Origin of the sequence: Paenibacillus sp. 23TSA30-6 (assembly GCF_014858585.1) — a bacterium.
Classification (GTDB): domain Bacteria; phylum Bacillota; class Bacilli; order Paenibacillales; family Paenibacillaceae; genus Paenibacillus.
Window position 1 is genome coordinate 128,635 of the sequence record NZ_SLTL01000009.1, and the last position, 22,991, is coordinate 151,625.

General features: G+C 47.2%; 22 protein-coding genes. 9 read left to right on the forward strand and 13 right to left on the reverse strand.

Features of this window, described 5'->3' with window-relative positions; genetic code table 11:
• Positions 1–149: 149 nt before the first annotated feature.
• Positions 150–2,039: a B12-binding domain-containing radical SAM protein gene (locus E0698_RS10740; RefSeq protein WP_192511529.1), complete on the reverse strand. Its 1,890-nt coding sequence runs from the start codon at positions 2,037–2,039 to the stop codon at positions 150–152.
• Between the two features lie 50 nt (positions 2,040–2,089).
• Positions 2,090–3,988, reverse strand: a complete 1,899-nt coding sequence (gene recQ, locus E0698_RS10745) for a DNA helicase RecQ (protein ID WP_192511530.1) — start codon at positions 3,986–3,988, stop codon at positions 2,090–2,092.
• 245 nt (positions 3,989–4,233) lie between these two features.
• Here recQ and E0698_RS10750 point away from each other — a divergent pair, with 245 nt between their 5' ends.
• Positions 4,234–5,280 carry an RluA family pseudouridine synthase gene (locus tag E0698_RS10750; RefSeq protein ID WP_192511531.1) on the forward strand — a complete coding sequence of 349 codons (1,047 nt, stop codon included), beginning with the start codon at positions 4,234–4,236 and terminating at the stop codon, positions 5,278–5,280.
• Positions 5,281–5,367: 87 nt separating this feature from the next.
• On the opposite strand, the gene E0698_RS10755 is transcribed toward E0698_RS10750, so the two are convergent.
• On the reverse strand, positions 5,368–6,216 hold the full coding sequence (locus E0698_RS10755) for a hypothetical protein (RefSeq protein WP_192511532.1): 849 nt from the start codon (positions 6,214–6,216) through the stop codon (positions 5,368–5,370).
• Positions 6,217–6,410: 194 nt separating this feature from the next.
• Positions 6,411–7,187, reverse strand: coding sequence for an AraC family transcriptional regulator (locus tag E0698_RS27455; RefSeq protein ID WP_149094594.1), 777 nt, complete (start codon positions 7,185–7,187; stop codon positions 6,411–6,413).
• Between the two features lie 218 nt (positions 7,188–7,405).
• On the opposite strand from E0698_RS27455, the gene E0698_RS10765 reads away from it, so the two are divergent.
• The 3 genes from E0698_RS10765 (at position 7,406) to E0698_RS10775 (ending at position 12,303) form a co-directional block, all read left to right on the forward strand.
• The gene (locus tag E0698_RS10765) at positions 7,406–9,736 is read left to right on the forward strand and encodes an FAD-dependent oxidoreductase (protein WP_192511533.1); all 2,331 of its coding nucleotides are present in this window, start codon (positions 7,406–7,408) and stop codon (positions 9,734–9,736) included.
• Positions 9,737–9,806: 70 nt separating this feature from the next.
• The gene (speD, locus tag E0698_RS10770) at positions 9,807–10,613 is read left to right on the forward strand and encodes an adenosylmethionine decarboxylase (RefSeq protein ID WP_149094592.1); all 807 of its coding nucleotides are present in this window, start codon (positions 9,807–9,809) and stop codon (positions 10,611–10,613) included.
• A 271-nt stretch (positions 10,614–10,884) separates the two neighbouring features.
• On the forward strand, positions 10,885–12,303 hold the full coding sequence (locus E0698_RS10775; protein ID WP_134910625.1) for an NAD-dependent malic enzyme: 1,419 nt from the start codon (positions 10,885–10,887) through the stop codon (positions 12,301–12,303).
• A 108-nt stretch (positions 12,304–12,411) separates the two neighbouring features.
• Here E0698_RS10775 and E0698_RS10780 read toward each other — a convergent pair whose 3' ends face one another.
• Both E0698_RS10780 and E0698_RS10785 read right to left on the reverse strand, forming a co-directional pair.
• Positions 12,412–13,092 carry a serine/threonine protein kinase gene (locus E0698_RS10780; RefSeq protein ID WP_134910626.1) on the reverse strand — a complete coding sequence of 227 codons (681 nt, stop codon included), beginning with the start codon at positions 13,090–13,092 and terminating at the stop codon, positions 12,412–12,414.
• Positions 13,093–13,184: 92 nt separating this feature from the next.
• Positions 13,185–13,961: an HAD family hydrolase gene (locus E0698_RS10785; RefSeq protein WP_149094591.1), complete on the reverse strand. Its 777-nt coding sequence runs from the start codon at positions 13,959–13,961 to the stop codon at positions 13,185–13,187.
• Between the two features lie 416 nt (positions 13,962–14,377).
• Here E0698_RS10785 and E0698_RS10790 point away from each other — a divergent pair, with 416 nt between their 5' ends.
• The 3 genes from E0698_RS10790 to E0698_RS10800 all read left to right on the forward strand — a co-directional run bounded on the left by E0698_RS10790 (position 14,378) and on the right by E0698_RS10800 (position 16,558).
• Positions 14,378–15,235, forward strand: coding sequence for a hypothetical protein (locus E0698_RS10790; RefSeq protein WP_192511534.1), 858 nt, complete (start codon positions 14,378–14,380; stop codon positions 15,233–15,235).
• Between the two features lie 112 nt (positions 15,236–15,347).
• Complete coding sequence (locus E0698_RS10795) at positions 15,348–16,103, forward strand: threonine/serine exporter family protein (RefSeq protein WP_134910629.1); 756 nt, start codon at positions 15,348–15,350, stop codon at positions 16,101–16,103.
• A gap of 20 nt (positions 16,104–16,123) precedes the next feature.
• Entirely contained in the window at positions 16,124–16,558 is a 435-nt protein-coding gene (locus E0698_RS10800) for a threonine/serine exporter family protein (protein WP_134910630.1), read from the forward strand.
• Positions 16,559–16,692: 134 nt separating this feature from the next.
• On the opposite strand, the gene E0698_RS10805 is transcribed toward E0698_RS10800, so the two are convergent.
• Positions 16,693–17,214 carry a GNAT family N-acetyltransferase gene (locus tag E0698_RS10805; RefSeq protein WP_192511535.1) on the reverse strand — a complete coding sequence of 174 codons (522 nt, stop codon included), beginning with the start codon at positions 17,212–17,214 and terminating at the stop codon, positions 16,693–16,695.
• Positions 17,215–17,426: 212 nt separating this feature from the next.
• Between E0698_RS10805 and E0698_RS10810 the strand changes: the two genes are divergently transcribed.
• Entirely contained in the window at positions 17,427–18,155 is a 729-nt protein-coding gene (locus tag E0698_RS10810) for an MBL fold metallo-hydrolase (protein WP_192511536.1), read from the forward strand.
• Between the two features lie 72 nt (positions 18,156–18,227).
• On the forward strand, positions 18,228–19,316 hold the full coding sequence (locus tag E0698_RS10815; RefSeq protein ID WP_192511537.1) for a M24 family metallopeptidase: 1,089 nt from the start codon (positions 18,228–18,230) through the stop codon (positions 19,314–19,316).
• 117 nt (positions 19,317–19,433) lie between these two features.
• Here the strand turns inward: E0698_RS10815 and E0698_RS10820 are convergent, their stop codons facing one another.
• From E0698_RS10820 to E0698_RS10845, 6 genes are all read right to left on the reverse strand, one after another.
• The gene (locus E0698_RS10820) at positions 19,434–20,393 is read right to left on the reverse strand and encodes a sigma-70 family RNA polymerase sigma factor (protein WP_337916201.1); all 960 of its coding nucleotides are present in this window, start codon (positions 20,391–20,393) and stop codon (positions 19,434–19,436) included.
• Positions 20,394–20,481: 88 nt separating this feature from the next.
• Positions 20,482–20,829, reverse strand: a complete 348-nt coding sequence (locus E0698_RS10825) for a hypothetical protein (protein WP_192511538.1) — start codon at positions 20,827–20,829, stop codon at positions 20,482–20,484.
• Between the two features lie 17 nt (positions 20,830–20,846).
• Positions 20,847–21,164, reverse strand: a complete 318-nt coding sequence (locus E0698_RS10830) for a hypothetical protein (RefSeq protein WP_134910635.1) — start codon at positions 21,162–21,164, stop codon at positions 20,847–20,849.
• Between the two features lie 32 nt (positions 21,165–21,196).
• A complete protein-coding gene (locus tag E0698_RS10835; RefSeq protein WP_192511539.1) occupies positions 21,197–21,661 on the reverse strand; it encodes a hypothetical protein in 465 nt (154 codons plus the stop codon).
• Between the two features lie 167 nt (positions 21,662–21,828).
• Positions 21,829–22,365, reverse strand: coding sequence for a sigma-70 family RNA polymerase sigma factor (locus E0698_RS10840; protein WP_192511540.1), 537 nt, complete (start codon positions 22,363–22,365; stop codon positions 21,829–21,831).
• Between the two features lie 468 nt (positions 22,366–22,833).
• The gene (locus tag E0698_RS10845) at positions 22,834–22,974 is read right to left on the reverse strand and encodes a hypothetical protein (protein WP_192511593.1); all 141 of its coding nucleotides are present in this window, start codon (positions 22,972–22,974) and stop codon (positions 22,834–22,836) included.
• Between the last annotated feature and the right edge of the window lie 17 nt (positions 22,975–22,991).

Consider the following 22,991-nt stretch of genomic DNA (forward strand, 5'->3'; position numbering starts at 1 on the left):
GATGTTGGAAGCATCCTTACTCTTTTTTAGTATATACCTATTGGCTATAGTTTATCACAGGAAAAACCATATTGCCAATATGGAAAATCTTTTATTCAGGCACCCAAATGTAAGATTTCCCACCTAACATTCTCTATTCATAATTCCACTTAAATCGCTGCAATTTCCTTGCCAATCGGCATGGTGTAGTACAGTGGCTTTTGCTGTTCGTTTTGCTGGTAAACTACGAGTAGCAACGTTCGGCCTTCAGCGGTCAAAGGGCTGCCGCCACTCAGAATATGATCCAGCCGGAACGGCAGAACATCCAGCACAGCGTGCTTTTGCAGTTCCTTTTCACCCAGCTTCAAGGAAGCGAAAGACGGAATCACCTCGCGGTATGGCTGCGGCTGCGGACTGTCCGAAACGGAATGGCCATTTGTAGCATGAGAAGCAGGTGCAGCAGTTTGCGTCGCATCTGCCACAAAGTCTGCAACCACAGGTGACAACAGCGCATCCGGGTGCTGGAGAGCCATTTTCATATAGCTGGACCAATCGTCCTTCTCCAAGGCGTGTTCCCACCAGATTTTACGAGGCTTGTATTTATGGTTCAGGAAATAGTCGAGCTTCATCAGCCCAAGCACCATATCCATTCGCTTCGTTCCGCGTGATTCAAGAAAGGACTGGAGACGCGTGAACAGGTCTTCGAGCTGGTGGCCGATTTTTTGCCAGCCTTGTCCCTCCCAATAGTCTCCGAACTCCTGAAAGAAATCAAAGGCGGACGCAAATTCGCGCTCGATCAGATAGTTCACCGTATGATCCATACGATGGGAGTTCCAGTATTTCTCCAGCACATCTTCCAAACGTTTGAGCCGAACGATATCGGCAAAGGAAAGGACGTCATTGCTCAGCATTTCATAAGGCGCAACATCCATGTACGTATAGTTGTACTTGTCTGCGTCGATGCGCAGCCCCGTGCCACGCAGCATTTTGAGGAAGCCGAGCTGAAGCTCTTCCGGGCCGAGCGCAAAAACGTCATTAAACGTTTTACGGAACGTGTTGTAATCCTCCAAAGGCAGGCCGGCGATTAAATCGAGATGCTGGTCGATCTTGCCGCTTTGCTTGACCTTCGTAACGGTACGGGAAAGCTTGGCAAAGTTCTGGCGACGCTTGACCAGCTCATTGGTCGGATCATTCGTCGACTGGACGCCGATTTCAAAGCGGAATACGCCCGGCGGCGCGTTTTCCGCCAAATAATCCAACACCTCGGGACGCATAATATCTGCCGTAATCTCAAACTGGAAGACACATCCGCGATGGTTTTCAATGAGAAACTTGAACATTTCCAGCGCATAATCGCGTTTAATGTTAAAGGTCCGATCCACGAACTTGATCAGGTTGGCTCCGTTGTCGATCAGATACAGAATATCCGACTTCGTGCGCTCAATATCGTAATAACGTACCCCTACCTCAATACTGGACAGACAGAACTGGCAACTGAACGGGCACCCCCGACTGGTTTCAAAATAAACAACCCGTTTGCCTAATTCCGGTATATCCTCTGCAAAGCGGTACGGTGACGGCAGCTCGTTCAAGTCCGCCTTTGGACGGCCCGGCATCTGAATGACCTCTTCTCCCTTGCGGTAGGCCAGTCCATAGACAAAATGGAACTTGCGGCTCCCTTCCAGCTCCTGAAGCAACTGATGAAAGGTTTCCTCCCCCTCACCGACGACGATAAAATCTACATTCGGCAGGCGTTTCATCCAATGGTCGGTATCGTAAGAGACTTCCGGGCCACCGAGAATGATTTTGACCTCCGGCATAATCTTTTTCAACACATCAATGACTTTAATCGTCTCTTCAATGTTCCAGATATAGCAGGAAAAGCCGATGACATCCGCTCCCCGCTGAAACAGGTCGGATACGATGTTCATCACAGGGTCCTTGATCGTATACTCCGCCAGCTCGATGTCAAAGTCCTTTTCACTGTAGGCTTTGAGACACCGGATCGCCAGCGAGGTATGAATATATTTTGCGTTTAACGTTGATAAAATGACTTTCATAGGTCACAACCTTTTATAGTTTGCATGACGCCTCATATCTTTTAGTATAGCTATTCAAAATCCTCGTACACATCGTCCGCATAAATCTCATCTTCACTCACCGTTCCTCCGGCGTTCCCCTGATTTTGAAAAAAATCAAGGAACAGCTTGCCGTACTTGCGGAACTTCACTTCGCCGACACCCTTGATTCGTAGCATATCCGCCTCAGATTGCGGGTTCGCTACACTCATCTCACGCAGCGTAGCATCATTAAAAATGATATAGGACGGCACATGCTCCTGCGCGGCCAAATCGCGGCGAATCAGGCGCAGTTGCTCGAACACCGTTTCATTGACTGCCGCTGGGTACGCATCGCGTCCCTGTCGTCCACGTGAGCCTGCCCCACCTGCAAAAGCTGTGGCATGTCGTACCACACGCTGCATGACTTCGCGCTGACCTTTCAGCACTTCAGCCGCAGGCTGCTGCAAACGGACAACCGGATATTGTCCCTCAGACAGCAGCAGATAACCTTCCGATACAAGGACGTTAATAATTTCAGAAATTTCTTTTTCCGTCCGATTGCCCATTACACCATAGGTTGGCAGGCTGTCAAAGCCATACTGTAGCACTTTTTTGTTACGCGAGCCTTTCAATACCGAGGCTACCATCGAAACACCAAAACGTTCCCGCATGCGATGGATGCAGGAAAAAATCTTTTGCGCATCAATGGTCATGTCCACCAGTTCCCGTTCATCCGTACATGAGCTGCATGTGCCGCAAGCTTCATGCTCCTCTGCCTCGCCAAAATACTCAAGCTGTGCCGTACGCAAGCAGCGAGTCGTGTAGCAATAATCAACCATCTGCTGGAGCTTACGGTAGTCGTTGCGCTTGCGGTCCTCATCCTGCGGATTTTGCTCGATCAGGAATTTCTGGGTCACAATATCCTGCGGTCCGAACAGCAAAATACATTGACTCGGATCGCCGTCACGTCCTGCGCGTCCCGCCTCTTGCACGTAAGCCTCCATATTTTTAGGCATATTGTAGTGAATGACGTAGCGCACGTTCGATTTGTCGATCCCCATGCCGAAGGCGTTAGTCGCTACAATGACACGAATATCGTCGTACAGGAACCCCTCCTGGCTGTCTGCCCGTTCCTGATCGGTCATCCCGGCATGATAACGCCCAGCCGCCATTCCCGCATCCCGCAGCCGTTGGTACAGATCGTCCACGTCCTTGCGTGTTGCTGCATAAATAATGCCCGATTCGCCGTCATGCTCACGCGCATAATTCAGCAGAAAGCTGCGCTTGTCCTCCCCACGCAGCACACTGAACGCCAAATTTGGCCGTCCCAGGCCCGTGACGAATGTCTCCGGCTCACGCAGGCGAAGCAGCCGCACGATGTCGTCCATGACCTGCGGTGTCGCCGTTGCTGTAAATGCCGCTACAATCGGGCGCTCGTACAGCCCATCCACGAACGGAGCCACCGCCAGATAACTGGTGCGGAAATCATGTCCCCACTGGGATACACAGTGCGCCTCATCGACCGCAACGCAGGAAATCGGCAACTGCGCCATCTCATCGCGAAACCAGTCCAGCTCCAGCCGCTCCGGTGCAACATATAGCAGCTTCAAATCTCCATTCCGTGCAGCACGTATGCGGTCGTTCACTTCTCGGCCACTCAGCGTACTATTAATATAGGCAGCCGCAATCCCCATCGTGGTCAGCGCATCCACCTGATCCTTCATCAGCGAGATCAGCGGTGATACAACAATCGTCAGCCCATCATGCAGTAGCGCAGGAATCTGGTAGCATATGGATTTCCCGCCGCCTGTCGGCATAATGCCCAGCGTATCGTTGCCCTCCAGCATACTGGCGACAATTTTCTTCTGGCCTTCCCGGAAATCGGGATAGCCATAAAATTTTTGCAGTAGATCCTGCGCCCGTTCCAATGTTGGTGCTTGTACACTCATAGTTTCAAAACTCCTCATATTTCTGGCGTCCTCGACGCATATCGGCTTATCTTTCGTTACCTTTAGTTTACCGGGGTTCAGGGCAATGTTCAACCGCTGGAAGTCCATAGGCATAATGTATAACGAAATTCTTATCGAACCCTTCTACCATGGCGTTTGCTGTTTTCTCATGATATAGTGGACACGGTGCCGCAAGTTTGTCCATTACTATGATGAGACACGGTACCAAGAAGGAGAAAGAACCCATGAACAATCGTAAACCCAATCGAAAAAATCATACAAAATCCACGCCAAACACAGGCAACGCCAAGCACAGCCACAAACCCGCCGGAAAATCCGGCTCACATAGACCCGAAGCACGGGGCAAAACGGGGGTTTTTGATAAAAATGCTGCCCGAGAGCACGGTAAACCGGAAAAAAACATTGCAAAAACATATATTGTACAGGAGCCTGCCGAGCTGTTGAATTTTTTGGTAGAGCATGTGTCTGGCATGGGCCGCAATTCCATTAAATCAGCGCTGGCCCGTGGACAGGTGTCCGTGAACGGCATTCCTCGTACCGTGTACAATTTTCCGCTGGAGCAAGGTCAGACCGTGGCCCTCTCCAAGGAAAAGATCACTCCCGTGGTGCCGCTGACCGGGCTGCGTATTTTGCATGAGGATGAGGCCATTATTGTCATTCACAAGGATGCCGGGCTGCTGTCCGTCGCCTCTGCGCAGGAACAGGAAGTAACGGCATACCGTCAGCTTACGGCACATGTGCGACGTGAACATCCATACAATCGTATTTTTGTGCTGCATCGTCTGGATCGTGATACATCTGGAGTCATGATGTTTGCAAAAAGCGAAGCCATACAGCAGGAAATGCAACAAGCGTGGAAGGAAGTTGTGTATGAACGAACGTACATCGCTCTCGTAGAAGGACAGGTTAAAAAAGCTGCGGGCACCATCACCTCATGGCTAAAGGAAAGCAAGACGCTGAAAATGTACTCCAGCCCATATCCGAATGACGGACAGCACGCCGTTACTCATTACAAGCTGCTACAGGCCAATCGGCATTTTTCCTTGCTGGAAGTACGTTTGGAAACCGGACGCAAGAATCAGATTCGCGTTCATATGGAGGATATCGGCCATCCGATTGTCGGAGATAAAAAATACGGCTCTAAAGCCAAATCTATCGGCCGCCTCGGCCTACATGCTCGGGTACTGTCGTTTATTCATCCCGTCACTGGAGTATTGCTGCGGTTTGAATCTGACATTCCTAAAACCTTTTTAAATCCGTTTCGAGAGTAGACTTACGTAAAACAGGCAGGAATAATTGGAGTGGAAGAAATCTACGGGGAATCAGGGGGCTGTAGATACAGCTCCCTTTTTTATTCATTAAGCGGTATGCTTTCGGACACCATTGGCCGTTTTCATCAGCTCGTCCCAAATGGAAATGGGTGCATTGCAAACAGGACAATTCAGCCAACCGTTTAAGTAGGGTAAATGCGCTAAAAGGTTGTTTTCCTCAATTTTTTGGGCATATTGGTATAGCCACTGTAGATTCGAGCCTTTATGGTCCAATGAGCCGGATTGGATCGAATAGGGAACCAGACTGTTTGAATTTACCGGATCTTTATCGTAAGCCACCAGAACATCACTCTGTTCAACAGGCCAAATATAGAGCGGGGTTCCGCAATGCGGACAATCCAGCGTATATTCATCCCCAGTATCAAAGCTTTGAAGCATAAAAGCTACGCAACGATAACCCTGAAAGGCAGCAGCCGCAGCCAAAACATATCGTTTGCCGACATTTCCTTCGTGATCCTTGGCATACAACACCATTTCCTCGGTCAATTCGGTAAGCCGGACAATGGCTTGCTGGTATTGTTCATATATATACTCAGCCAGACCTGCATCCAGTTCTACCTGATCCCTTGCAAATTCCAACGGAACTTTTGAATGTAAGGGATTAACATTTTTCGCTTCGAATATTCCGCAAATGTTATAAATATCTGCTCGAATACTTATATCAGAACTGCTTAACGCAATATCTACGAGGTACGGTACAGCCGCAAAGGTACATGTATATAACGTATTTTGGTGATATAGTTCCTCCCAATACAAGGTGTCAGCTATTTCGCCGTCATATCCGGCTTGGAGCTGCTTCAACATTTCCGGGACGTATTGAGAGGAACCATAGGGGCCTTGGAGCAAAGCCCAGGCCGGATCGGACAAAGCCAGCATCTTGAAACTCCTTTCACCGTTTTACTTTCAGTGTAACATGGCATGGTATTGTGAAATCCTTTTTGCTATCAAATTCATTTTAACTTCATAATTCTCAGCTTCTTACGTTTATTTTATTATACGCTTGGTTTTAGCTGAAGTTTCTTTTTTCATATTACGCAATGCCCAAAGTCACTATCCTTACAAGTCTATAATCATATTCGGTTAAGTTTACGGTATTGTGAAGGTGATATGTGTCTTCTGGCGGAAAAAACCCGACTAAAATAAAATCCGTTCAGGTATCCGCATTTTTCCGCAATATCATCCAGCGTATATTCTGTCTCCAGCAATAAAGTCTGGGCCTTCTCCAGACGCAGTGAGGTCACATACCGGATGGGTGTCAAGCCCACCGCCGCTTGAAAGCGCCTCGTGAATTGCACCGAACTTAACCCCAAACAAGCAGCCGTTTCTTTGATGGACAATGGCTCACATGCATGCTCCTGAAAATAGTGAAGCGCACGTTGGATCAACGGGTCATTCACCCGATTCGTACGTTCCTCCGTGCCCCCTCTGCTGGCTCTGCTCCAAAACAGAAAAAGCAAATCCTCCAGCAGATGATTTTTCCATGTTCGGACATGGCTGCTATCATCCAGCGCGTTCGCACATAAATAACGGCAATTCGATAGAAAGCGATCCTCATCTTCTTTATCCAAAACAGCATGGATTGATGCGCCAATGCTACTGGCTTCAGGGAGTGAAAAACGAAAAAAGTGGAAGCTCAGCGGCGTTAGGATTTTACGGTGGAATACCTCTTCGGGCGGACAAAGAATCAAGGACCCGGCTTTCGCCTCCCCACGGTGTTCCTTGATAGTATAAGCAAACTTTCCTTCTTCAATTACATAGGCAATCCAATACGCGTCAGTATCAAACGCCAACTGAAAAAATTCTTTCCGCTTCCAATATACATGCTGATGAATGTGTACCCCAAACACGGGCGTTCACCACCTTCATTTTCCATGTCCTGCTGACTATGAGCCAAATATCCACAAAGCGTGCTATTCATGATCCGCCTAGTCACATTATAAATCCTGTTACTAAAGATTAGCTGAACATGAAATTAAGTATATGTGCATGATGTTTCCGTGCATGTCAAAACGAAGCTCACTCGGGTAACATGATCTCAATCGATCATAAAGGAGCGTGAGACTGCATGAGACAGGAAACCTTTAGCGCCGATATTACCGTAGCAGGCGGGGGATTGGCCGGTGTCTGTACGGCTGTTGCGGCGGCTCGTCTGGGCCATATGGTGGCGCTGGTACAAAATCGTCCGGTGCTGGGAGGAAACTCCAGCAGCGAGGTGCGGGTATGGGTATGCGGAGCCACGAAGCACGGGGTAAACCGATACGCCCGCGAAAGCGGCATTATGGGCGAGCTATTCACGGAGAATCAGTATCACAACCCTGACGGGAATCCTTATCTGTGGGATGCGGTTGTCCTTGATCTTGTTCTTGCTGAACCGAACATTACCTTGTTCCTCAACACGGATATTTATGATGTAGAATCGGAGGGACTTGTATTCGCAACCAACGAATCTAAGGGAAGCGAGTCTAAGGAAAAAGGACAGCAGCGTATGATTCGGGCAGTGACCGGATGGATGACAGGCTCGGAACGGCGTATCCGCTTTGAGAGCAGCATGTTCCTTGATTGTACGGGAGACGGGCTGGTCGGATTCCTGGCAGGTGCCAAATATCGGCTGGGACGCGAGTCACAGCAAGAATTCGGAGAATCACTCGCCCCTGAAACGGCAGATACGACGTTGCTCGGCAGTACAATTTTATTTTATACACGTGATACCGGGCATTCCGTCAAATACGTACCTCCTTCCTTTGCCAAGGACATCCGCCAAACACCGATTCCCAAAAGCCGAATCCTTCGCAGCGGAGATTCCGGCTGCCACTACTGGTGGATTGAATGGGGCGGTGAACTGGACACGGTACATGATAATGAACGGATACGTGACGAGCTGTGGTCGGTTATCTACGGGATCTGGGATTATATTAAAAATTCAGGGGAGTTCGATGCAGATACAATGACACTGGAATGGGTCGGGACGATTCCGGGCAAAAGGGAATATCGACGGTTTATCGGTGATTACACGGTTCATCAGCGCGATATCGAGGAGCAGACCCTGTTCCCGGACCGGGTTGGCTTTGGTGGCTGGTCCATCGATTTGCATCCCCCGCAGGGCATGTATGATCCGGGAAGCGGGGCAAACCATTTGCAGCCTGACGGCGTGTACCACATCCCGTTTCGCTCCCTGTATTCCGCGAATCTGAGTAATTTATTATTTGCAGGCAGAAATATTAGCGCCACGCATGTCGCCTTCGGTACGCTGCGCGTTATGGCAACCTGCGCGGTGATAGGCGAAGCGGCCGGAACAGGCGCTGCGCTATGCGTAGCACGCGAAATGACTCCCCGCGAGCTTTGCGAGCAGCATTTGTCGCTGCTGCAACAGACATTGCTGCGGCAGGATGCTTCCCTGCTCGGCGTGACGAATCAGGACACGCGGGATATTGCCCGAAGCGCTACGGTAACAGGGTCCAGCAGCCTTAAAGCATTGCGTGTGGACTCGCCCGATGAACGCGTGCCGTTACGACAAGCCGCAGGGCTGCTGTTCCCTGTTCACAGCAGGGTGGAAACTGTGTCCCTGCTGGTGGATGTGAAGCAGGATACGCTCATCCGGTTTGAACTGTGGGACACGGGCAAACCGCAAAACTATGTACCTGCTTCGCTCCAAGCCTCCTGTGAAACTGCGGTTTCCGCAGGTGATCGGCAGTGGGTTGAGGCCCGTCTGCCTTGGGCACCTGACCAGGCAGCGAATGCCTTCTTGATCGTGAGAGCGAATGAACATGTATCGCTATACATGTCCCATCAACCGCTCAGCGGCGTGCTTTCTTTTATACAGGATCAGGCTGTCTGCTCCAGCTCGGGACTGCACGGATATGTGCGAGCCAGCGCGGTGCTGGAATGGACCATGCGATCCGGTGCCACGTCTATGGTGCGCAAATGCTTTTGCTTTCGCATTATAGAGGAAACGAATAGTTACGCTCCCGCTAATATTATAAACGGGCATGTACGACCATATGGTGGACCAAACATGTGGGTATCCGATCCGTTGCTTGCCGGACAGGAAGCATGGATTGAGCTGCGGCTGCCGCAAAAAACGATTGTTCGGGAGATTCATTGTACCTTTAATGATGATGTTAACGAGGATTTGATCAATCTTCACCATCATCGGACCCCTTTTGAAGTCATGCCCGAATTGATACGTCATTATCGAATCGAGGCATTTATAGATGGAAGCTGGGTAACCCTCCACACGGAACGAAATAATCGAAAGCGAAAAAGGATTCATGAAATCAGGAACCCCGTTGCTACAGATCAGCTTCGTCTGGTTGTGGAGGCCACTCACGGTTGCCCACGGGCTGAAATCGTAGAAATTCGTCTATATGAGCAGAACTTGAGTGTACATGAACGTTGATTCATTGTATATGAAAAGACGTGATGGGAACATTATGTATGAATACTGCGACTATAAGGGGAAATAGCCCATGACCATGACACCGGAACAGCGAATTACCCTGCACGGGTTTAACAATCTGACCAAATCGTTAAGTTTCAACATGTACGATATTTGTTATACCAAAACAAGGGAAGAACGCGAGGCCTATATCGAATATATTGACGAACAATACAACGCGGATCGCCTGACTGCCATTTTAAAAAATGTGTCCGACATCATTGAAGCTCATGTGCTCAACGTAGCCCAGCAGGACTATGTTCCTCAAGGAGCCAGTGTGACCATGCTTATATCGGAAGGTCCTATCGTGGAGGTGCCTACAGAGTCTTACGATGAATCACCCGGTCCTCTGCCCGATTCTGTCGTTATGCAGTTGGATAAAAGCCATATCACTGTCCACACCTACCCGGAATATCATCCCGACGAGGGAATCAGTACGTTCCGAGCCGATATTGACGTCTCTACCTGTGGAGAAATCTCTCCACTCAAGGCACTCCGTTATTTGATCCATTCCTTTGACACGGATATTATGACGATTGATTATCGGGTACGCGGCTTTACTCGTGATACGAATGGGCACAAGCTGTTTATTGACCATGACATCGCCTCCATTCAAAATTATATTCCTGACGAAGTGCGCAGCCAGTATGACATGATAGACGTGAACGTATATCAGGAAAACATTTTCCACACCAAATGCAAGCTGAAACAATTCGATCTGGACAATTATCTATTCGGCTATACGAAGGAAAGTCTGGGCGAGAACGAGCAGCAAAACATAACCGCCCGGCTTAAGATAGAAATGGACGAAATCTATTACGGCAAAAATATGACATAGCGGGATGAAGGCAGTAGAATGGACTACAGGTTATCTATAAGAAAAGGACCATAGCTTTGGAGCTGACATGGAGCCGGGCTTTTGTCCTTTTTTTGATGCAAAATGGGAGATTGATTCAGCTTTATCTGTACAAGTGAGAGATTGTTCACTATGATAGGGAAAGAATCCACTAGTTGAAATATTAAATTGCACCTCTTAGGCACGCTTTCGATTGTAAGCGCAATCAATTGATCCCACTTATTTTCTTATGGAACACAAAGGAGGAATTTGCATGCAAGGCGGTATTGGCGGTAAAAACATCATTTTACGACTGGAAATTTCCACCGAGCACATCCAATTTGGTCAATTGATTACGCTGGTCAACGAACATGGTGGGGATGTTATTGCGATTGACGTCATTCGCACCTCTGAAAAGGTCACCGTGCGGGATATTACAGTGACCATTGCCGACCCGGCCGAAATCGACCGAATGATTGCCCGGATTAAAAAAGCTCAAGGCGTGAAGGTGCTGTCCATTTCTGACCGGACCTTTCTGCTGCATCTCGGGGGTAAAATTGAAATGCAGCCCAAGGTTCCGATACAGAATCGCGACGACTTGTCCCGGGTGTACACTCCAGATGTAGCACGCGTGTGCATGGCGATTCATGAAGAGCCGGACAAAGCCTTCCGTTTGACAATCAAACGGAACACCGTTGCTGTCGTCTCGGACGGGAGCGCTGTCCTGGGCTTGGGCAATATCGGCCCCTATGCAGCTATGCCAGTCATGGAAGGTAAAGCCATGCTGTTCAAGCAGCTCGGGTCCGTTGATGCTTTTCCGATTTGTCTGGACACGCAGGACACCGAGGAAATTATCAAGGCGATCAAGCAAATCGCTCCAGCTTTCGGCGGTATTAATCTGGAGGATATTTCATCACCTCGCTGCTTTGAGATTGAGCAACGGCTGCGTCAGGAGCTGGATATTCCTGTTTTTCATGATGATCAGCATGGCACCGCTGTTGTCTTGTACGCAGGGCTGATCAATGCACTCAAGGTCGTCGGCAAAGCGCTGTCTGATGTCAAAATCGTCGTCTGCGGTATCGGAGCTGCGGGTGTAGCCTGCACTAAAATTTTGCTGTCTGCGGGTGCAGTTAACATCATTGGTGTAGATCGCCACGGGGCCATCACAGCCGATGAAACGTACGATCATCCGGTGTGGAACTGGTATGCACAGCATACCAATCCCGAGCGGCTGTCAGGCACGCTGTCCGAGGTTCTGAAAGGCGCTGACGTGTTTATCGGTCTATCGGCTGGCGGGCTGCTTCAACGGGAAGACGTAAAACACATGAACGAGGCTCCGGTGGTGTTCACCATGGCTAACCCGGTTCCCGAAATTGCCCCCGAGGATATCGAAGACATTGCAGGCGTCATTGCCACCGGACGTTCAGACTATCCTAACCAGATCAACAACGTGCTTTGCTTTCCCGGCATATTCCGCGCGGCACTCGACTGTCGCGCCCGTGAAATTAACGAAGAGATGAAGCTGGCGGCAGCAGAAGCCATTGCGAGCACCATCCGTCCCGAAGAATTAAATAAGCTGTATATTATCCCCGGCGTATTTAACGAGAATGCCGTTCAGCGGGTGCGTGAAAAAGTTATTCGGGCTGCGATTGAGAGCGGAACCGCCAGAAGAGTACCTCGCGATTTCAGGTAAAAGAGAATCTGCTTATTCCGTAAGACATGTCTGGTAACGTGCCAAAAAGGATTGCTCCCCTAATACGGGTGCAATCCTTTTTTATAAGAAGATGAAGATTTTCTGCGGCTATGACTTCCATTTGGAAAATAACTGGCTGGCGCGTTGGGCGAACTCCTCCAGATTAAAGCTGGAGTTGTCCAGCTTGTAGTACCATTTTTTAATCGTCTCCAGAATCCATGACGGAACTTTAACCTCCGAGATACTTGAGTAAAACGTATGATACGCCCACACCAGATGCTCCCAGCGCTTGTCATCGCCCTCCTTCACGTACTCGGATACGTCCAATACCTTGGCGCGTCCATCTTGCATCAGTACGTTCTTGAGGTGAATATCACGGGGATTCAGCCCCTTGGAACGGACAAACTCCCTCGCCTCTTCCACGTCCTGGATCACTTGCTCCGGCACCGGAATGCCTTGCAGCAGACAATCCAGCAGCGTAATACCTGATTCATAGCTAATGACGATATACTTATCGCCTTTCCCGTAATAATGAGGAAAAAAATCGGATCCCCGCAAACGCTCGTATACGTCGGCCTCCGCATCCTTCTTCTCGATCGCCATGTCTGAGTATACCTTGAACGCGTAGCCGGGCAACGTATCGAGCGTAAATACGGCCGCATCCGTCCCGATGCCAATACAACGGACGTCTTGGGAGACTGTTTTAATCGTAACCGGATCATTATCCTCGGTACTGTAAACAGTCACTTGACTTATGATTTCGTCTGCCTGCCTCCATTGTTCAACCATGTGCGATCCCTTCCTTCTCTGTTCTGAACCATTTGAATGAAGTTAGACATATGTCGGATAAGTTGTATTACGAGCCTTCTTCAGGAATGGATTCAGGATGGTGTATGACCCACCTGGGCAGATATGGTATGTGCCGTGCTTGATGCGTCTGGCAGCAGTAATTTTTTCAACTCTGAATAGCTTGCCACTGTTTCATAGGCTCCCGCTACCTCAGACTCCGGGGCAGCCTTCCTGTGATTGAACCAAATGACCCGCCAGTTGGCCCCTACAGCTCCCGCCACGTCATTGCGCCAGGAATCCCCGATATAGCAGCAATGCTCTGCCAGAGTCCCTGTCCGTTCGTTCACCACTTCGAAAATACGTGGATCAGGCTTGGCATAGCCAACCGTTCCGGATACAAAAATATGCTCTGCTGCAATATGATTTTCCAGAGCCATGGCCCTGATTTTGCTCATCTGGTGATCTTCGAGGCCATTCGTAATCAAGCCGACCAGATATCCTGCCGAGCTCAATTCATCCATTAACGATGTAGCTCCCTCGAAAGGCTCAATCCGGTACTGACGATCCAGGTACTCTTTTTGGATATCCACTGCCTGCTCACGGGTAATATTCACCCCAAATTCCTGTAAAGCCAGGACAAAACGGCCTTCCCTCATATCCTCCAGCTCATCCGGCCCAGCCTTCCCCTCCAATAGTCCTCCTTTTGCCGACAATACATCACTGTAATAACGAATACGATGATAAGCCTCTTCATAAGGAAAACGTTCACTCAATCCTAATACTGTACGCAATGCATCGCGAGTAGGGTGCAAATGATCGTACATTGTATCATCTACATCAAAAAAAACGGCCTTCTTGTGCAAGTTCATATACCCACTTCTTTCTGTAAAAATCATTGGATGTCGTCCATCTTCACCTTGTCCTGATATTATACCCGCTGACACGATGCGTTGCACATTACATCTTACCCCTTCGCCATCCATAGCTCGTATCTATAGTTGATCTGCTATTTGTATCTGTTGTTATAACCACTCCCGCATTCACACTTCACCGTGACAGTCATAAAATGAAAAGACCATCCTTTTCGCAAACTCACTTTACTTCTGTACTTATCTAAAATAGGTATCTCGTCCTGTTTTGCCCGAAAGCGGCTTGTTTCATAGCACACAGGTAAAAGGTCACATTTTTGAAAAGATTCAGCATACAGGTTTACATTTCGTGTAAAATCACGTACCTTTTAGGGATGAACGCTTTACGGATGTACTTGGATAAGGAGGCATACACGATGAATTCCGGTTCTAACCCTGCCTACGGATCAGCTACACCTTTGATTGAGGCACTTATAGAATTTGAACAGGAGCTTGAAGCGAACCGGCATTCTCTGAGTTTTGATTTGGGATTGATTATGGAGCATGGCCGCGCGCCACGATATATGGCTACACCGCCGGATGTGATTCCCTTTGCCCACGCGGGCGTGGACGGAATACATTACGGATTTTTAACAGATTTTGGACTTGAAAAGGATCTTTCGCAGGCCCCCATTGTGTGCATATCCCCTGTTGACTGGACGGGTGTATGGGTGGTTGCCCGCCACTTGCAGGATTTTTTAAGTGTTGTTTATACAGAGAACAGTTCATTAAAGCGATACTACGCCAGTGGACAGGATTATACAGGACATGCAGGACATCGGCCTCCTCAGGCCGTCGATGAGCGCACTGCGTTAGTGCGGGAGTGCTTTCGGGAACGCTTCGGTGTCCAACCGATTCAGGATATGGCTGCCTACATCGACAATTTGCGAATCGAGCGCAAGCAAAACGAAGCTGCCCCTACACTGAACGGCTTGGGCATTCCGACCTTTCCTTCTTCCGCAAAACAGCGTTCGTCTATTAAGAGTGCTCTTTTAAGCGTGGCAGAGCCCTTTCATTGGGATAAACAAGGTGAAACGGTTCGTGATTTGTTCCGCAACGGTTCGCGTGAAGCGAGATTGGCCTTTATCCGGGATGCTCAAACACGCCATCTGTTCACCCATTCTGCCCTTCGTGTTTTTGTAGCAGGACAGCTTAGATCCATGGGCTTGTCTGAGGCGGCAACACATTTGGAAGAGTCCTACTATACAGTTATTCCCGATACGATAGAATCTTGACGGATTACTCCTTATTTCCCCACACAACCGCCTCTGAAAAGGCGGCTTGTTGTGCTACAATATATACAAATAATACGGCCTAACGGCCCGGTACGAATGAGAGAGAGCGAGCATGAATAATCATTCCCATCCTACTCCTGAGATCATCGAGGTTTGTCTGCTGGCTGGCAAGCTCATGATGCAAAATGGAGCCGAAACCTATCGCGTCGAAGACACGATGTCCCGCATTGCCTCGGCCTACGGCATACCCCAGTCCCATAGCTATGTGACACCGACCGGGATTTTTTTTGCCATTAACGACGCGGAGCCTGCCAAGCTGATCCGGATTGTGGAGCGGACCACGGATCTGCATAAGGTTGTAGAGGTTAACGCGATTTCACGTAAAATAAGTCTGGGTGGCTTGTCACCCCGCGCAGCGGTTACGGAGCTGACCAAGATTGAACGTGGTCCGCACCGCTATTCCAACGGCGTACAACTGGCAGCCGCGGCATTGGCGAGTGGCTGCTTTATGATTATGTTTGGCGGGGTATGGCGGGATTTCCCCGCAGCCGTTCTCTGCGGCGGGGCTGGCTTCGCAGCCGTGCAATATTTTCACAGGCTCGTTAAGGTTAAGTTTTTCTCAGAATTTTCGGCATCTTTTCTAATTGGCTTGCTGGCGGCTTTACTGACAGTTGCAGGCTGGGGCCAGATGATGGACAAAATCATTATTGGCTCCGTTATGCCATTGGTGCCAGGCTTATTAATTACAAATGCCATTCGGGATTTAATGGCCGGACACCTCGTTTCGGGCATATCCAAGGGGGCTGACGCTTGCTTGACGTCATTTGGTATTGGAGCCGGCGTTGCAGTTATCATTTCGTATATGTGATTTGGAGGAGATCCAAGTTTATGGTTGCACAATTATTAACAAGCTTTATTGCTACCGCTGCTTTCGGCATTCTTTTTCACGCTCCCCGACGTTCACTGCTGCAATGCGGCTTCGTCGGGATGCTGGGCTGGCTCGTCTATTATTGGACGACAGACAGCATGGGACCCGTGAGTGCCAGCCTCTTGGCAACGGTTCTGATCGGGATCATCAGCCAGAGCTTGGCCAGACTGTACAAAATGCCCGTTATTATTTTCAGCGTGGCAGGCATGATTCCGCTGGTTCCGGGAGGAATGGCCTACAATGCGATGCGACAGTTTGTACAGCATAATTATCCTCAGGCGCTGGAGCTGGCTATGAGCACACTCATGATCGCAGGTGCCATTGCTGTCGGCTTGGTGCTGTCCGAGGTGCTCAATCAGATTTTTCACAACATACGTTTGAAACCGCAGTGTTAAACGATGGGGATAAGCAACATCATTTTTTCACAACATTAAAGGCTGCTTCCAAAAACACGCACGATTGTAGTGCACAGAAGATTTTGGATGCAGCTTTTTTTTCATGTTCCACTTTATAAACGATGTTTGTTCGTCTATTTATCCTCAACATCCACTCGTTTACCCAGAATAGCCAAATCCCGCTCTATGCTGTCCAACACCGCAACACGCGGATAATAACCCCATTGCTCAAAACCGAACTTGCGCAGCAAGGCGATACTCGGCTCATTGTGACCAAATACAAACCCCAACAGCGTCGTAATTCCAAGCCTAGGGCATTCATTCAGTACGTGCTGCACCAGACGACTTCCTGCTCCAGTTCCACGAGAATCTTCATGGACATAAATACTGATTTCCGCCGTACCGTTATAAGCTGGACGTCCGTAAAAAGACTGGAGACTGGCCCACCCTGCAATCGCCTCTTTATGTCTCAGAACCCACAAAGGTCGATGGTCTTCTTGATGAGCCTCAAACCATGGGATACGGCTCTCCACTGTCACGGGCTCCAGATCTGCCGTTACTATTCGTCCTGCAATGGTGGAATTATAAATGCCCACAATATCCGGAAGATTCTCCCTGCGCGCAAATTCAATGGAAAAAGATTGGTCCCTATTCATCGTTCGTATCCGCCTCCTGTTCAGTTGATTTATTTCATTGTACAAGACAAGCTCCCAAACAGCCATATCGAGTTGTTTTTTGCGGTTCGGATGCAAAGGGTTCTATAATAGAGCTTGAAGAAAATCAAAAGCTTCAAAGCTTGGCCACCCCATTAAACAACATGAGACGAGGAGGTGTGCTTCGGAGTTCACGGGATTCTGAAGCAGCTTATATGAATATTGGAACTCAAATTTTGATTTTGGAAATACCTATGGAATCTTTCTTTGGAAAAACAACGATTTATCCTGTGCTGCTCAAGGATGAGGACGGGCTTACGCTCATTGACACGGGGATGCTAGGCCAGTTGGAAGCGTTGCGCAAGGCTATTGCAGATGTGGGAGAGGATATCAGCCACCTGAAGCGAATTATTTTAACGCATCAGGACATTGATCATATCGGTAATGTTCATGCACTACTGGACTTGCTACCGAATACCGCTCTATTGGCTCATAAGGATGATATTCCTTATATGACAGGGGATCGGCCGTTTGTGAAGCTGACACCGGAACGAATCAATCAGTTGGATAATACACTCAAACAGCAAGCAGAGGATATGATCCGCCGCTTGCCGGACTTGCGCTTTGCCCATGTCCTCGAAGACGGTGAGCATCTTCCTTATGGTGGAGGAATACAGATTATTCATACACCTGGTCACACACCGGGACATATCAGCTTGTATGTGCCCGCACAAAAGCTGCTTTTGGCGGCGGACGAGCTCCGTGTAGTTGAAGGCGAACTGGTCGGCCCTGCTGAGTCGGCTACACCGGATATGCCACTGGCCTTGGAAAGCCTCGATAAACTGACCGTATTGGATGTCGAGAAGGTGCTGTGCTACCATGGGGGTTTTTATGATCAGAATGTACAGGCACGTCTACAGACATTAAGTCAGGAACGAGACTAAAGTAGTCAGATCTATAAACAAATATGTAATAAGCGTTATAATGAATTCATGAATAGAAAGGGATGAATCTGCATGAATGATAAAATAACCCGGCTATATGATGAATTGAAGTCACAGTCATGGGACGGATTGCTCGTCACCGATCCCAAGCATATCTACTACCTGACTGGCTTTGCCAGTGAGCCGCATGAGCGATTCCTCGGCCTGGTGCTGCTACGGGACGAGGAGCCTGAACTGATCGTGCCTGCACTGGATGCGGAGGCGGCCCACGCTGCTTCTTCCGTGACTCGCATCTCTACCCACACAGATACAGATAATCCATATGATCTGCTGCGCCAGCGCACAGGCACTGGAGTGAAGGTGTTCGCCTTGGAAAAAGAACATGTCTCCGTACTCCGCTACGAACAGCTACATACTGCCATTGGTGCGGCTCAATATGTGGATCTCGGTCCCGTGCTTCAGGCTATGCGCGTAAGAAAAACACCTGAGGAAGTACGGCGTCTGAAGCATGCCGCACAGTTGGTGGAGGACGCACTTCGCCACGGCTTGACCCATGTGCGTGAAGGCGTAACAGAAGTCGAGCTGGTAGCCGAAATCGAATACCAGATGAAGAAAATCGGCGCAGATGGCCCGTCCTTTGACACTACGGTGCTATCTGGACCCAAAACAGCGCTGCCTCATGGTGTTCCGGGTACCCGCAAGCTGCAACACGGCGATCTGCTCATGTTTGATATGGGCGTATATTCAGATGGTTACGCCTCAGACATTACGCGCACTTTTGCTTTTGGCAAGCTGTCAGCTGAACTGGAGACGATTTACCAGACGGTACTCCGTTCGAACGAGGCTGGTATTGCCGCCATTCGTCCGGGTGCATCCTGCGCGTCCGTAGACCAGGCAGCACGTGCAGTTGTAGAAGCTGCCGGGTATGGCCCTGCCTTTAACCATCGGGTTGGACACGGCCTTGGCATGAGCGTTCACGAATATCCGTCTGTGCATGGCGGTAATGAAGACCTGCTTCATGAGGGCTTCGTGTTCACCATAGAGCCCGGCATATACGTGCCAGGCCTCGGCGGTGTGCGGATTGAAGATGACGTTCTGGTCACCTCTGACGGCGTAGAAGTACTGACCTCTTTTCCGAAAGAGCTAACGGTACTGGGATAAGTTCGATATTTTTTTTCGCTTTAAAGCTCATGCTGAAAACTGCATGGGCTTTTTTTACCCTCTTGATTCTAATATCGATCGAGAGCAGTTGTGATTTGCGATTAACTTTGCTATACTTTATATAGCTAATTTTGCTTTTTTGCGGATATAGTAAAGAACACGTTTTGAATACTTTGAAATATCATAGCCGGATATTTTAAGTACATCTGTAATGTCTGTAACATTCAAGACTTGTTTATGTTCTTTACTCATCTCTACAATTAAGTTAATTTCTTCTCTGTATTTTGATTGAGCTTCAATTTGGATATTCTCAGTATCCTGTTTGTGTTTGTCTATTTTTTTCCTGATGCGTGCTAACGTCCTGGTGATTGTCATGGGGTATACGTGGAGTATTTCAGATATCTGGGAGTTATTAGCTCCCTTCATAATTAAGTGCATCACGGTTTTTTCATGTTCTGTAAACAGAGAACTACATAACAGTTGTTGAACATAAACCTTATTAATCACATGTTCATCCATGTTATTTTGTGAGTTGTCTATAGCTTCGAAGTTATCTATTGAATCAAAATGTTCCATTGCATCACTGAATTGGGCAACTTCCCTGTAACGTTCTATAGGAACTTGAAGCAACTTTGCCATTCTTTGCTCACTCGGCCTGTAGCCCAGTGTATCTTCTATTTCTACCATTCTTCGGATCATATCAATAGCTCCCCGACTAAGTCTTACCTCTTGAGAGTTGCTATATAATAACTGATTAACCTCCCATAAAATTGGCCTTACTACATACGTAGTAAATTTAATTCCTCGATGAATATCGAAATCCTTGAGTGCCATTAGTAATCCTATACATGCTTGTTGGTATAAGTCATCTTCAGTAACCTTGAATTTCATTTTTAGCTCTTCTATACTTCCCTTATATCGCATAATAATCGAAAACATAAATTTCCGATTCTCTTGAAGAAATTCCCCAAGAAGGTCTTTGTCCTCTTTACACGCACAGATCAGCTTTATATTATGCATATCCTTCACAGCAGGCTTTCTTAATTGTACATACGTATCACTGAGCAATCCGTTCACCCCGTATTTTCTGGAAATACCAGCATAATGAATTTCCTTCTACATTGATCACGCTCACACTCCAGTAGTCGGTCTACCTTTTTAGAATTTATTTATCTGAATAGTTAATGAGATACGTATGGCCGGAATCATCCAAGAATAAAAAATTCTTTGAACGCGTTTGGTTAGTTTGCATCGAATCCAACACATACTCGTGCTGGGTAAGGAACTGCTGCTCCATTTCCTGAACCAAAGACGTATATTCATTCATTTGCAATTCGAGCAATTGATTACGGGCCGCAAGTTGTCTATTTTGGGAAATCAGATGATGATTTTTCCTTTTAAGCTCCTTATTCTCTTTGACAACTCTCTGAATTTTGCTAATAATTTGTATAAATTCTACTGAATCAGAATCTTCCCCATCTTGCTGATACCTGTTGTTGTTCGTATGGTTCATAGCCTTGCCTCCAGAGTTTATTTATAGCGATAGTCTGTAAAATCCTTGAGATGTATTTCAACCCGATTCAGGTTACAGTCAGGTTCTGCTGCCAACGTTTGTTCCAGCTTTTCAAACATAAGCAGTATGCCTTTGCTCACAGGTGGCTTAAATGCGTCTTCGCCTGCGTCGTATCTCGCCCACCACTTCCTCAAGGATTCCATCGTTATGGTCTGATTGATATAATCCCCACAGTGCTTACACCAAAGAACAAGGGATTGATCGCATTCCATCTCTTCAGGAACAAAAGAAGATTCCGCCCCACAATGGGGGCATTTATTCATATAACCGATCATGTTCTATAACCTCCCTCCCTAGGTGCTGTTCCTTAAACCCGGTCAGGTAGAGAAATAGGATCATAGCTTTGGTTCGTTATACCGTTTAGACGAAGGGTAACCTTCGGGTCTGTCAAAAAATAATAGGATACTTCTATTCTTTTGCGGTCAGCACTCTCCGTGTAAAATTCAAAACGAAATTCCCGCCCGCCCATTACAGGATGAGCTACCTGAAAATAGAGACCTTCACTATAATCTTTGCAATATACATGGTTAACAATTACATTTTCATCAACCACTAAGGACCAATAATCAGCAGGGGTAATAACATCCGCCTTTATTGAAATAGCGAAAAACTCCAGATCATTAGATATCTTAAAGGTGTCTGTTACCTTCCTTTTACCTTCTAAAGCTCTTAAACCATCTATATCAACCCTGCGGCTTGCAATGCAGGGCCTTGTTTTGGTAGGATAGAAAGGTGGATCTAATCTTCCACCAACTATATAGCGACTCAACATGTAAACTACCTTCCTTTTTAACAATTTTCATTAAATTTTCAGAATCATTCACTTGCAATGCCTCAGCCAGATATGTATACTAAAAATGTATAGTAAGGGGCAGTGCGTAGTGCCTTTCTATTTCCTTTTGGATTTGATTTTATTCTGATAGTGGTATATCAGAATGTTTATTTGTCAATCTCAGTTTTATAGAGATCTCTTAGTTTTTTCACGGCTCGACAAGCATGGGATTTATGAATATCAAGATAATGGGCGATTTCTGCAGGTTTCATATCCATTCCTTCTTCAGTGAATAACATGAAATTTATGATTCGTTGCTCCTGTTTTGTGAATCTGTTACGGTTGCTTAAGTAGTCTACTTTCACGTCTACTAATTTAAACCCATAATCATTCACTTGAACCGAGTAATAATTGGCCATTGAGCCTTCTTCATCTGTGCCATCGCAAAAGTTAACGGTTGTACTGAACTGTGTAATTTTACGTTTTTTTTTACGATAATAGTCAACCACAGAACGTTTAATGACCGTATGTGAAAAAGTAGATATATCCTTTTTTATATTCCCTTTGTGGATCGCTGTCAGAATTTGAACGATTGAATCCTGTTTCACATCTTCTCGGTCCTCCTCGTTAACACCACGAAGTATAAAGTTAAAAATATGATTTAACGTTTCTGGGTCAAATGAGCTGACATTTGTCGTTATCATTGCGGTTCTCCTATTTTATAATAGTTTATTTTAAATCAATAGCTTCCAGTTCACTCTGTTCCCTCCTTAAAACTTGTATCACAACTCCTTTCCGAATTTCGACATTCGACAATTAGTTTCCACTTTTTTCTTTATCTTACCCTACTCTTTTTTTTAATACGTAATACATTTGAATCAGTTCCATTTACCTAATTGAATATATAATTTTTAGGATTCTACTCTAATAGTCGTCATATCTATCAGAAGAGTTGCAATTTATCTATTACTTTTTTTGAAAAAAATGCGAACTTATGTTCTCATTCTAATAGGTATATATAACCTTGTCAATTCCTAACATTGATTGATGTTATTTTCATCTGGTTATATTGTTCTATTTTTTTGTGTATACATCTTTCAAACAAGCCTTTTGAATCAATTCGAACATGTTCCATAAGACCTATTTCAAGTATCAACCTAAAAATCTATTTCCTATCCACCTTCAAGTCTGGCTACCAATGCCTCTACCTTCGCATTCAAGGATCTGTTTTCTGCGAGCAAACTTAAATTTTCAGCTTGAAGTACAGCTACCTCTTCACTTAAGTGATGGATTTCCTCCTTATGACTTGACAATGCATCCATTAGGGTGA

Coding starts and splice junctions, on each gene's coding strand:
- E0698_RS10815 (WP_192511537.1), top strand. CDS start 18,228: ATGAATGATAAAATAACCCGGCTATATGATGAATTGAAGTCACAGTCA.
- E0698_RS10775 (WP_134910625.1), top strand. CDS start 10,885: ATGCAAGGCGGTATTGGCGGTAAAAACATCATTTTACGACTGGAAATT.
- recQ (WP_192511530.1), bottom strand. CDS start 3,988: ATGAGTGTACAAGCACCAACATTGGAACGGGCGCAGGATCTACTGCAA.
- E0698_RS10840 (WP_192511540.1), bottom strand. CDS start 22,365: ATGATAACGACAAATGTCAGCTCATTTGACCCAGAAACGTTAAATCAT.
- E0698_RS10780 (WP_134910626.1), bottom strand. CDS start 13,092: ATGGTTGAACAATGGAGGCAGGCAGACGAAATCATAAGTCAAGTGACT.
- E0698_RS10805 (WP_192511535.1), bottom strand. CDS start 17,214: ATGAATAGGGACCAATCTTTTTCCATTGAATTTGCGCGCAGGGAGAAT.
- E0698_RS10740 (WP_192511529.1), bottom strand. CDS start 2,039: ATGAAAGTCATTTTATCAACGTTAAACGCAAAATATATTCATACCTCG.
- E0698_RS10800 (WP_134910630.1), top strand. CDS start 16,124: ATGGTTGCACAATTATTAACAAGCTTTATTGCTACCGCTGCTTTCGGC.
- E0698_RS10765 (WP_192511533.1), top strand. CDS start 7,406: ATGAGACAGGAAACCTTTAGCGCCGATATTACCGTAGCAGGCGGGGGA.
- E0698_RS10825 (WP_192511538.1), bottom strand. CDS start 20,829: ATGAACCATACGAACAACAACAGGTATCAGCAAGATGGGGAAGATTCT.
- E0698_RS10790 (WP_192511534.1), top strand. CDS start 14,378: ATGAATTCCGGTTCTAACCCTGCCTACGGATCAGCTACACCTTTGATT.
- E0698_RS10795 (WP_134910629.1), top strand. CDS start 15,348: ATGAATAATCATTCCCATCCTACTCCTGAGATCATCGAGGTTTGTCTG.
- E0698_RS10835 (WP_192511539.1), bottom strand. CDS start 21,661: ATGTTGAGTCGCTATATAGTTGGTGGAAGATTAGATCCACCTTTCTAT.
- E0698_RS10750 (WP_192511531.1), top strand. CDS start 4,234: ATGAACAATCGTAAACCCAATCGAAAAAATCATACAAAATCCACGCCA.
- E0698_RS10755 (WP_192511532.1), bottom strand. CDS start 6,216: ATGCTGGCTTTGTCCGATCCGGCCTGGGCTTTGCTCCAAGGCCCCTAT.
- speD (WP_149094592.1), top strand. CDS start 9,807: ATGACCATGACACCGGAACAGCGAATTACCCTGCACGGGTTTAACAAT.
- E0698_RS10830 (WP_134910635.1), bottom strand. CDS start 21,164: ATGATCGGTTATATGAATAAATGCCCCCATTGTGGGGCGGAATCTTCT.
- E0698_RS10785 (WP_149094591.1), bottom strand. CDS start 13,961: ATGAACTTGCACAAGAAGGCCGTTTTTTTTGATGTAGATGATACAATG.
- E0698_RS10810 (WP_192511536.1), top strand. CDS start 17,427: ATGAATATTGGAACTCAAATTTTGATTTTGGAAATACCTATGGAATCT.